General features: G+C 71.3%; 9 protein-coding genes. 3 read left to right on the plus strand and 6 right to left on the minus strand.

Annotated features, from left to right (window positions below; translation table 11 throughout):
• Positions 1 to 199: 199 nt before the first annotated feature.
• Positions 200 to 1756, minus strand: a complete 1557-nt coding sequence (gene guaA / locus ACFWX1_RS36440) for a glutamine-hydrolyzing GMP synthase (protein ID WP_378394356.1) — start codon at positions 1754 to 1756, stop codon at positions 200 to 202.
• A gap of 257 nt (positions 1757 to 2013) precedes the next feature.
• Between guaA and ACFWX1_RS36445 the strand changes: the two genes are divergently transcribed.
• Entirely contained in the window at positions 2014 to 2589 is a 576-nt protein-coding gene (locus ACFWX1_RS36445; RefSeq protein ID WP_378394357.1) for a DinB family protein, read from the plus strand.
• Positions 2590 to 2638: 49 nt separating this feature from the next.
• On the opposite strand, the gene ACFWX1_RS36450 is transcribed toward ACFWX1_RS36445, so the two are convergent.
• Positions 2639 to 3274, minus strand: a complete 636-nt coding sequence (locus ACFWX1_RS36450) for a rhomboid family intramembrane serine protease (RefSeq protein ID WP_378394358.1) — start codon at positions 3272 to 3274, stop codon at positions 2639 to 2641.
• Positions 3275 to 3429: 155 nt separating this feature from the next.
• On the opposite strand from ACFWX1_RS36450, the gene ACFWX1_RS36455 reads away from it, so the two are divergent.
• Positions 3430 to 4875, plus strand: coding sequence for an aldehyde dehydrogenase family protein (locus ACFWX1_RS36455; RefSeq protein ID WP_378394359.1), 1446 nt, complete (start codon positions 3430 to 3432; stop codon positions 4873 to 4875).
• Here ACFWX1_RS36455 and ACFWX1_RS36460 read toward each other — a convergent pair.
• Together ACFWX1_RS36460 and ACFWX1_RS36465 are read right to left on the minus strand one after the other, a co-directional pair.
• A complete protein-coding gene (locus tag ACFWX1_RS36460; RefSeq protein WP_378394360.1) occupies positions 4872 to 6344 on the minus strand; it encodes an FAD-binding oxidoreductase in 1473 nt (490 codons plus the stop codon). The two genes, ACFWX1_RS36455 and ACFWX1_RS36460, sit on opposite strands and share 4 nt — an antisense overlap.
• Before the next feature lie 40 nt (positions 6345 to 6384).
• Positions 6385 to 7029, minus strand: a complete 645-nt coding sequence (locus tag ACFWX1_RS36465; protein WP_378394361.1) for a TetR/AcrR family transcriptional regulator C-terminal domain-containing protein — start codon at positions 7027 to 7029, stop codon at positions 6385 to 6387.
• Positions 7030 to 7108: 79 nt separating this feature from the next.
• Between ACFWX1_RS36465 and ACFWX1_RS36470 the strand changes: the two genes are divergently transcribed.
• The gene (locus ACFWX1_RS36470; protein ID WP_378394363.1) at positions 7109 to 7558 is read left to right on the plus strand and encodes an ester cyclase; all 450 of its coding nucleotides are present in this window, start codon (positions 7109 to 7111) and stop codon (positions 7556 to 7558) included.
• Positions 7559 to 7564: 6 nt separating this feature from the next.
• Here ACFWX1_RS36470 and ACFWX1_RS36475 read toward each other — a convergent pair whose 3' ends face one another.
• Both ACFWX1_RS36475 and ACFWX1_RS36480 read right to left on the minus strand, forming a co-directional pair.
• Entirely contained in the window at positions 7565 to 9274 is a 1710-nt protein-coding gene (locus ACFWX1_RS36475) for a GMC family oxidoreductase N-terminal domain-containing protein (RefSeq protein ID WP_378394364.1), read from the minus strand.
• A 125-nt stretch (positions 9275 to 9399) separates the two neighbouring features.
• Positions 9400 to 9597: a hypothetical protein gene (locus ACFWX1_RS36480; protein ID WP_378394365.1), complete on the minus strand. Its 198-nt coding sequence runs from the start codon at positions 9595 to 9597 to the stop codon at positions 9400 to 9402.
• Between the last annotated feature and the right edge of the window lie 344 nt (positions 9598 to 9941).

Below are 9941 nucleotides of genomic sequence, written 5' to 3' on the forward strand. Positions count from 1 at the left end.
CCGCCCCCCTCGCGCGCGCGCCGCCCCCCCCCCCCCCCGCGCCGCTGCCCGCCCCTCGCCCGGGCGCGCGCCCCCCCCCGGCGCCCCCCCCCCCCCCGCTAAACGCACTCGGCTGGGGCGTATGGGGCTGATGTGACGGTGCGGAGGGCACGCAGAGGCACCCGGGGAGACCCGGGAGGTCAGGCGCGGAGGGAGGGGGTCACTCCCACTCGATGGTGCCCGGCGGCTTGCTCGTGACGTCGAGGACCACGCGGTTGACCTCGGCCACCTCGTTGGTGATCCGGGTCGAAACGCGCTCCAGGACCTCGTACGGCAACCGCGTCCAGTCGGCGGTCATCGCGTCCTCGGACGACACCGGCCGCAGCACGATCGGGTGACCGTAGGTCCGGCCGTCGCCCTGGACGCCGACACTGCGGACGTCGGCGAGCAGCACCACCGGGCACTGCCAGATGCTCCGGTCGAGCCCGGCGGCGGTCAGCTCCTCGCGGGCGATCGCGTCCGCGGCACGCAGTGTCTCCAGCCGCCCGGCGGTCACCTCGCCGATGATCCGGATGCCGAGGCCCGGCCCGGGGAACGGCTGGCGCTGCACGATCGTCTCCGGCAGGCCCAGCTCGAGGCCGACCCGGCGGACCTCGTCCTTGAACAGCAGCCGCAGCGGTTCGACCAGCTCGAACTGCAGGTCGTCGGGCAGGCCGCCGACGTTGTGGTGGCTCTTGATGTTCGCGGCGCCCTCGCCGCCGCCGGACTCGACGACGTCGGGGTAGAGGGTGCCCTGCACCAGGAAGCGGTAGTCGCCCTGGGCCTTGAGGTCACGCTCGGCCTGCTCGAACACGCGGATGAACTCGCGGCCGATGATCTTGCGCTTCTCCTCGGGATCGGTGACCCCGGCCAGCGCGTCGAGGAAACGCTCACGCGCGTCGACGGTCACCAGGTTGACCCCGGTGGCGGCGACGAAATCGCGCTCGACCTGGGTGCGCTCACCGGCGCGCAGCAAACCGTGGTCGACGAACACGCAGGTCAGCCTGTCGCCGATGGCGCGCTGGACGAGCGCGGCGGCGACGGCGGAATCGACACCGCCGGACAGCGCGCAGATCGCCCGGCCCTCGCCGATCTGCGCGGCGATGCGCGCGACCTGCTCGTCCACGATCGACGCCGTCGTCCACTGTGGACGGACACCGGCGATGTCGTGCAGGAAGCGGCGCAGCACCTCCTGGCCGTGCGGCGAGTGCGCGACCTCGGGGTGGTACTGGACCCCGGCGAAGCGGCGTTCGACGTCCTCGAACCCGGCGACCGCGGCGCCCTCGGAGGAGGCGGTGACGACCGAGCCCTCGGGGGCCTTGGTGACACTGTCGTTGTGGCTCATCCAGGCGGTCTGCTGACTGGGCAGCCCGGCGTGCAGGACCCCGCCGTCCCCCTGGACGCGGACCTCGGTGCGGCCGAACTCCCGGACGCCGGTGGGTTCGACGGTGCCGCCGAGCGCGCGGGCGAGCACCTGGTGGCCGTAGCAGATGCCGAGGATCGGGACGCCGGCCTCGACGAGCGCGGCGTCCATGTTCGGTGCGTGCTCCGCGTACACACTGGCCGGACCGCCGGACAGGATGATCGCGGACGGGTTCTTCGCCAGGATCTCGGCGGCCGTCGCGGTGTGCGGTACGACCTCGGAGTAGACCTGCGCCTCGCGCACCCGCCGGGCGATCAGCTGCGCGTACTGCGCCCCGAAGTCCACGACGAGAACCGGACCGGTGGGACTGGGCACCTACGACCTCCTGGCGACGGCGAGCACGCTTCGCCTCCTATCGTCCCAGGTGGGCCGGGTCACCCCACGCCCAGCCCCCGCGCTCTCCGCACCCCTCTCCCCTTCCCCGCCCACCCCCTTCCCATCGCCCCACCAGCCCCACGCGCCCCAAGCGAGCGCGTTTAGCGGGCTAAACGCGGCGCTTAGCGGGCGTAAGCAACCAAATCGGCCGGGAACGAGGACTGTGCCTGACCGCGATCGGCCGTACCGTCGCGGCCATGAGCATCGACTGGCCCGCCCACCTCGCCGAGCAACTCGACTGGCATTGGCACAACCACCTCCGCCCCAAACTGGCGACGCTGACCGACGACGAATACTTCTGGGAGCCCGTGGACGGCTGCTGGACCGTGCGCCCGCGCCGGGACGACGACGTCGACGCGCCGGGCGGAGGCAGTCACGTCATCGACTGGGCCTTCCCCGCGCCGGAGCCGCCGCCGGTGACGACCATCGCGTGGCGGCTCGCGCACGTCATCGTCGGCGTCCTCGGCATGCGCGCGGCGTCCCACTTCGGCGGCCCGCCGATGGATTACGGCACCTTCCCCTATGCGACCACTGCCGCCGAAGCGCTCAGTCAGCTCGACGACGCCTACGCGAGCTGGATCGGCGGCGTCCGGGGCCTCGACGACGACGGCCTCGCCCAGCCCTGCGGCCCCGCCGAAGGCCCCTACGCCGACGAGCCGATGACCACCCTCGTCCTGCACATCCACCGCGAGACCATCCACCACGGCGCCGAGATCCTGCTGCTCCGCGACCTCTACCGGAACCGCCACACCAGCCACTTCAGCCCCAGCTGAGCGCGTTTAGCGGGCTAAACGCGGCGCTTAGGCACGCTAAGGACCGCGATTAGCCCGCTAACTGCGCATCGGGGCGAGGGCGGGAGCGTGGCAGCAGGAGGAAGGCGAGGGCCATGCCGAGGAGCGCGGGCAGGCCGTGGTTGTCGTGGACGAGCGTGTCGACGACGGCGAGTGCCGGGACCGCGAACGCGCCCAGCCACAGCCGTCGCGCCACCGGGATCCCGAACCGCGACGGCGCGAGCAGCACCGCCGTCGTCAACGCGCCGAGCAGCCCGGCGACGCACATCGAGTTGCCCGCCCCGGCCGGGTTCAGCCACAGGTAGCTCATCGTCTGCCCGAACAGCCCGCAGCCGAAGTAGAGCACCAGCCACCGCCCCCGCCCGAAGACCTGCTCGGCGGCCACCCCGAACACGGCGAGCACCACCAGGTTGAACACGAGCCCCAGCGCCCAGCCGTCCTGGAAGAACATCCCGGTGACCAGCCGCCACCACTCACCGGCGTCGATCGCGGTCGCGTCCCGCCGCACGTGGTCGTACAAGCCGGGACTCACCAGCTGGGCGACACCCGCGAGCGCCGTCACGGCGAAAACCACCGCCGTCAGCACCGGCCGCCGCGGAACGCCGATCCGGGCGAAAACGGCGAAATACGGATTCCGGGACGCCAGGCGCGACGAAACAGTGGTCATACGGGAAACGTAAAGCCGCGAACCAGGCCGCGCCCACGACGTTTGTCATCACTCCGCCCGGCGAACAGTCACGAAGCGAGCCGGGCGACCCGCCGGTTGCCCCGGACGGGTGGGTATCCACACCGGCGACACCGCCGGCGAATACCTTGGTGCGCATGGACATGATCACCCCCGAGCCCCGCCCCGCCTGGATCGCCGGACGCCCCGAGCAGGGCGCCTCGACGCTCGTCGTGCATCACCCGTACGACGGCAGCGAGGTCGCGACCGTCGCGGTCCCGGGCCCGGACCAGGTCGAGCGCGCCGTCACCGCGGCTGTGTCGGTGGCGAAGGAGTTCCGCCGCACCCCGGCTCACGTCCGCGCCGCCGCGCTCGATCACGTCTCCCGCACGCTCAAGGCCCGCGCCGAGGAAATCGCCGAGGTGATCACGGCGGAGAACGGCAAACCGCTCAAGTGGGCCGAAGCCGAGGTGAACCGCGCGGTTTCGGTGTTCCGCATCGCCGCCGAGGAGGCCAGGCGGTTCACCGGGGACGTCCAGCGGCTGGACACCGATCCGGCCGGTGAGGCGCGGCTGGCGCTGACCCGCCGGGTGCCGCGCGGGCCCGTGCTGGGCATCGCGCCGTTCAACTTCCCGCTGAACCTCGTGGCGCACAAGGTCGCCCCGGCGCTGGCCGTCGGCGCCCCGATCATTGTCAAACCGGCCCCGCGCACCCCGCTGTCGGCGCTGATCCTCGGCGAGATCCTGGCCGAAACGGACCTGCCGGAGGGCGCGTTTTCCGTGCTGCCATTGGGAAACGAGGAGACCTCGGCCCTCGTCGCGGACGCCAGGCTGCCGGTCGTGTCCTTCACCGGCTCCGGCCCGGTCGGCTGGTCGCTCGCGGACGCCGCGCCCCGCAAGCACGTCGTGCTGGAACTCGGCGGCAACGCGGCGGCCGTGGTGCTGCGCGACTGGCCCGACCCGGAGGGCGCCGCCCAGCGCATCGCGACGTTCGGCAACTACCAGGCGGGTCAGTCGTGCATCGCGGTCCAGCGGGTGATCGTCGACGCCGCCATCGCCGGCGAATTCCTTCCGGCGCTGCGGGAAGCGGTCGAGGCGCAGCGGGTCGGCGATCCGTACGACCGCAACACCGACGTCGGACCGGTCGTCGACGAAGCCGCCGCGGAACGGATCGAGGCGTGGATCGGCGAAGCCGTGGCGGGCGGCGCGAAGGTGCTCACCGGCGGGACCCGCGACGGCGCGAGCGTGGCGCCGACGCTGCTCACCGATGTCCCCGCGGACGCGAAAGCCTGGGCGGAGGAGATCTTCGGCCCCGTGCTCGCGGTGTCCGTTGTGGACGGTGTGGACGCGGCGTTCGCCGCGGTCAACGAATCCGCGTACGGCTTGCAGGCCGGGGTGTTCACCGCCGATGTGCAGCTGGCCTTCCACGCCGCGGCGGAGCTCGAGGTCGGCGGCGTGATCATCGGCGACGTGCCGTCCTACCGGGCCGACCAGATGCCGTACGGCGGCGTCAAAGGCTCCGGTGTCGGACGTGAGGGCGTGCTGTCGGCGATGAACGACCTCACCGAGGAGCGGGTCACGGTGTTCACCGGGATCGAGCTCTAGGCGGTCACACCCTGGGCGAAGCGGAACACCGCGTCCGGGTCGTAGGTCTTCGCGACCTGCTTGAGCCGGGCGGCGTTGTCCCCGTAATACGCGGCCGCCCAGTCGGGCAGTTCGGGATCGATGTAGTTGACGTAGCCGCCGCCGGCTCCGGCGGCGGCCAGCCCGGAGACCACCTCGGCCACCGACCGGGCCACCGCGTCCCGGTTCCGCGTCGTCGCCGGTGCGTAGATCTGCACGCTGGCGATCGCTTTGCGGTGCCAGAAAGCGGTTTCCGTCGGCGCGACGTCACTCACCGCGCCGCCGAGGCTGTCGATCAGCAAGTCCATTCCGGACTTTCCCGACGCGAGCGCGGTGACCTTGCCGCCGTCCACGGGGCGCGTGATGATCCGCGAAGAGGCCACAAAGGACTGTCGGTCCTCACTGCCGGAAAAGTAGTCCATGGCGGCCGAATAACCCATGCCGCGCGCGCTTCGAGAGGCCGGCGCCGCGCCCGACCGGGAAACGAGGTCGTTCAGCAACGGAGTCAGCGCGGCGGAACTGCCGACGTAGCAGCCGCCGACGCGGCACTGCACCGGCGAGCCGCCGGAGATCACGAGGTTCGACCAGAGTTCCCGCGGTGCGGCCGAAACCCAGGACTGCCAGGCGTTGAGCACGTCGTCCGCAGAGCCGGACGGGAACTTCAGCGAGAAGGTGGTGACGCTCGGCGCCGGGTCGGTGCGGAACGTGAACGACGTGACCACGCCGAAGTTCCCGCCGCCCCCGCCCCGCAACGCCCAGAACAGATCCGGTTCGGACCCGGCGGAAACCGTGCGCAGCTTCCCGTCCGCCGTGACGATCTGCGCGGACTCCAGATGATCGCACGTCAGCCCGTATTTGCGGGTGAGCACACCGATGCCACCGCCGAGGGTGAGCCCGGCGATGCCGACGCTCGGACAGGACCCGGCGGGCAGGCTGCGCCCGGCCTGGCCGAGCGCGGCGTAGACATCCTTGAGCCGCGCCCCCGCGCCGACCACGACGCGATCCCCCTGAACGTCCACACTGGACAGTTTGCCGAGGTCGAGAACCAGACCCTGGTCGGGCGCCGAGTATCCGGCGTAGCTGTGCCCGCCGCCGCGCGCCGCGATCGGGAGCCGCCGCGCGGCCGCCGTGACGCACGCCTGGACGTCTTCGGCACTCGCGCATTTCGCCACCGCGGCGGGCGTGTGGTTGTCGAAGAGGGGGTTGTAGGCGTTCTTGGCGACGCCGAACCCGCTGTCGCGCGGCAGCACAAGATCGCCGGAAAGCTTGCCGCGCAAGGCGTTCCAGTCGGGCGGGCCGGTGGGCACCGGACTGGCCGATGTGGACGGTGGTGGCGCGGCGGTCGTCGGGGCCGCCGGCGCGGTGCCCCGGCCCGGCGAGCAGGCGGCGGCCACCGCGCCGGCGGCCGAAACCCCGGCCAGCCGCAGAAACGTCCTTCGTCCGACCCTCATGTCCGGTAAGACGTCCGTGCGGTGCCCCGGTTGCCCAGGCTCACCCACCGGAGGCACCCTTCCCCAGCCCGGCCAGCAGCGCGGCGAGCGCGAAACCGAACCGTTCGCCATGCCGCGCCCCCTCCGCCAGCGCCCTCGTGAGCAGCGGGAACTCCACCGGATCGAGTGCGCCGAGGCTGTCCACATCGGACCGCTCGGCACCCGGCGTGCGCCCGGCTTCGGCGAGCGTGTGACCGAGCACGAACGTCATCACCGTGTTCAGCACGTCGAGCGCGTGGACCGGCTCGAATCCGGCGTCGGCGAGCACGCGGAGCGCGGTCTCGACGTGGCCGAGCGAGGCGCGGCTGGTCACCGGCCGGGTCGCGGCGAGGGGCAGCACTCCGGGATGCGCCAGCAACTCGGCGCGGTACGCGCGGGCGAGGCGGTCCAGCCACCGCTCCCACGCCTCACCCGGCTCGGGCAGCACGTCGCCCAGCGACGCGGTGAGCCGGTCGACCAGCGCTTCGAACAGCGCGTCCTTGTTGGGCACATAGTGGTAGAGGGTCATCGCCTCGACATCCAGCACGGCGCCGAGCTTGCGCATCGACAGCGCGGCGACACCGTGCTCGTCGACGAACTCCAGCGCCGCGTCCACGACCCGTTCCCTGGTCAGACCGGCTCGCGGCCGGGCACGACGATCGCTCATGACACCCCCTTGACGATTCTTACAGCGTAAGGGCAGACTAGCCACACAGTGACTCTTACAGCGTAAGAAACGAGGAGACATGAGCGAGCACGCCAAGGACGTCCTGAGCCGGTTCCTGGACATGGTCAACGCGCACGACCTGCGCGAAATCGGCGAGGTGGTCGCCGACGACGTCACCGAGACCGGCCCCATCGTCGTGGACGCGCCCAGCGGCGGGCTCGAGAACTTCCGGGCGGGCTGGGAGCAGATGCTCGTCGCGTTCCCGGACATCCACGTCGGCGTCGAGACGATGCTCGCCGAGGGCGACACGGTGGCGGCGACGATCTCGCTGTCGGCCACCAACACCGGGTACTACCGGCGTGGTGAAGCGACCGGCAAGCACGCGACGTGGCGCGGCTTCGTCGTGGTCCGGCTGCGCGACGGCAAGATCGCCGAATTCGACGCGCTCACCGACCGCTTCGGGGTGCTGCAACAGCTCGGCATCATCGGCGACGACGACGAACTCGCGGCTCCTCGCCAGGCATCGTGACGCGACTCAGCGACGCAGTGCGGCAGGCGCGTTCGCGGGCACGGCCGGGTTCTTCGGCGCGATCGGGTCGAGGCGGACGTACCCCGTTTCCTGCCCGGGACGCGCGTCCGCCTCGCCCTTGTTGGGCCAGAACGAAAACGCGCGCTCGGCCTGCGCGGTGATGGTGAGCGACGGGTTGACGCCGAGGTTCGCCGTGATCGCCGCACCGTCCACAACGGACAGTCCGGGATAGCCGTACACCCGGTGGTACGGGTCGATGACGCCCTCTTCGGCGCTGGCGCCGATCGGCACGCCGCCGATGAAGTGCGCGGTGAGCGGGATGTCGAAGATCTCGCCCCACGTCCCGCCCGCGATGCCGCCGATGTGCTCCGCGGTCCGCTCGTTGGCCTCGTGCCCGGCCGGGATGAAGCTCGGGTTGGGCTCGCCGTGTCCCTGCTTCGAGGTGTACTTGCGGCGGCCGAAGAGCCCGCGCTTGGTGTAAGTCGTGATCGAGTTGTCGAGGCTCTGCATCACCAGCAGGATCACCGTGCGCTCGCTCCAGCGGTAGCCGTTGAGCAGCTGCGCGGTCTGGACGGGGTGTTTGAGCATGAAGTTGACGGCCTGGCGCCAGCGCGGGACGCGCGAAGCGCCGTCGGTGGCGATGGTCTGCAGCATGCTCATCGCGTTGCTGCCCTTGCCGTAGCGGACCGGCTCGATGTGGGTGTTCTCGTCCGGGTGAATGGACGAGGTGATTGCGACGCCGCGGCTGAAGTCCCGCTCCGGGTCGACCTTGGTCCGTCCCGAGCCGATGATGGCCTCGGAGTTGGTGCGGGTCAGCTCGCCGAGCCGTTTCGAGAGCTTCGGCAGCCTGCCGGTGTCCTTCATCTTGTGCAGGAGGTTCTGCGTGCCCCAGGTCCCCGCGGCGAGCACCACCTGGCCCGCGGTGATCGTGTGCCGGAACCTGCGCGACGTCGTCCCGGTCTTCCGCAAACTCACCTCGTAGCCCTGACCTGCGTTTAGCGGGCTGATCGCAGTCACGGTGGTGAGTGGGATGACCTTCGCGCCATCCTGCTCGGCGAGGTAGAGGTAGTTCTTGACCAGCGTGTTCTTCGCGCCGACACGGCAGCCGGTCATGCACGAGCCGCATTCGGTGCAGCCGACGCGGTCGGGCCCGGCGCCACCGAAGTACGGGTCCTTCACGCGCTCGCCCGGCTTGCCGAAGTACACGCCGACCGGGGTCGGGTGGAAGCTGTCGGCCACGCCCATGTCCTTCGCGACGTCACGCATGACGACGTCCGACGGGGTGATCGTCGGGTTGGTGACGACGCCGAGCATGCGGCTGGCCTGGTCGTAATGGGGCGCGAGTTCGGACTCCCAGTCGGTGATGTGCGCCCACTGCCGGTCGCGGTAGAACGGCTTGAGCGGGCGGTAGAGCGTGTTGGCGTACACCAGTGAGCCACCGCCGACGCCGGCACCCGCGAGCACCATCACGTCGGAGAGCATGTGGACGCGCTGGATGCCGAAGCAGCCGAGCTGCGGCGCCCAGAGGTAGCGCTTCAGGTCCCAGGACGTCTTCGCGAACTCGTCGTCGGCGAAGCGGCGGCCCGCCTCGATGACGGCGACACGGTAGCCCTTCTCGGTGAGCCGGAGCGCGGCCACACTGCCGCCGAAGCCGGATCCGACCACGACGACGTCGTAGTCCAGCTCTTGCCCTGTGGTGGTGTTACTGGCAGTCACACCCTGAGCGTAACCCCGGCCACGCCACCTGACCAGAGGTAAGTTACCCACCAGTTACCCGGGCGCCCGAGCGCGTTTAGCCCGCTAAACGCGCTCGGGTGGGGCTCCTGTGGCTGGTGGGGCGATCAGCGTGGCCGGGGAGGCTGCCGGGGCGGGCGCCGGGGAAGGAGCCGGAAGAGGTCGCCGAGGGCCCGGATGATCGCCGGACGCTCCCCCGGCGTGGTGCCGCGCAGCGCGATGAACAGGGCCAACAGGCGTATGAGCAGGCTTCCCACTACCGCGGCGCCCGCACCCAGGACGTACTCAGGGCTGATCGAACTCATCCGGCGACCTCTCAGGCAGCGTCCGGCCGAGTCCACGACGGACCGGGGCGGGACGAAGGCATGACAGAGCAGCCGGAGGTCTCTTCCGCCGGTTCGGGAACCGGCCGGCGGTGCCGGGGCCTCGGAGAACGGGCACCGTGTTGACGACACCGCCGCGAGAGGAATACTCCCCTCCGCATGGTCGATGCTAAGCCCTGGGACGCCAGGTGACCAGCTGACTCGGCAGCGTTACGCCAACCGGCGCGGGGGGGGCGGGGGGGGGGCGGGGGGCGGGGCTCGCCGGGCGGGGCCGGGGCCGGCGGGGGGGGGCGCGGCCGCGGCGGCGGGCCGCGGCGGCGCGCCTG

The sequence above is a fragment of the Amycolatopsis sp. NPDC059021 genome, from assembly GCF_042739895.1.
In the GTDB taxonomy this organism is placed as follows: Bacteria; Actinomycetota; Actinomycetes; order Mycobacteriales; family Pseudonocardiaceae; genus Amycolatopsis.

Coding starts and splice junctions, on each gene's coding strand:
- ACFWX1_RS36445 (WP_378394357.1), top strand. CDS start 2,014: ATGAGCATCGACTGGCCCGCCCACCTCGCCGAGCAACTCGACTGGCAT.
- ACFWX1_RS36450 (WP_378394358.1), bottom strand. CDS start 3,274: ATGACCACTGTTTCGTCGCGCCTGGCGTCCCGGAATCCGTATTTCGCC.
- ACFWX1_RS36455 (WP_378394359.1), top strand. CDS start 3,430: ATGGACATGATCACCCCCGAGCCCCGCCCCGCCTGGATCGCCGGACGC.
- ACFWX1_RS36460 (WP_378394360.1), bottom strand. CDS start 6,344: ATGAGGGTCGGACGAAGGACGTTTCTGCGGCTGGCCGGGGTTTCGGCC.
- ACFWX1_RS36465 (WP_378394361.1), bottom strand. CDS start 7,029: ATGAGCGATCGTCGTGCCCGGCCGCGAGCCGGTCTGACCAGGGAACGG.
- ACFWX1_RS36470 (WP_378394363.1), top strand. CDS start 7,109: ATGAGCGAGCACGCCAAGGACGTCCTGAGCCGGTTCCTGGACATGGTC.
- ACFWX1_RS36480 (WP_378394365.1), bottom strand. CDS start 9,597: ATGAGTTCGATCAGCCCTGAGTACGTCCTGGGTGCGGGCGCCGCGGTA.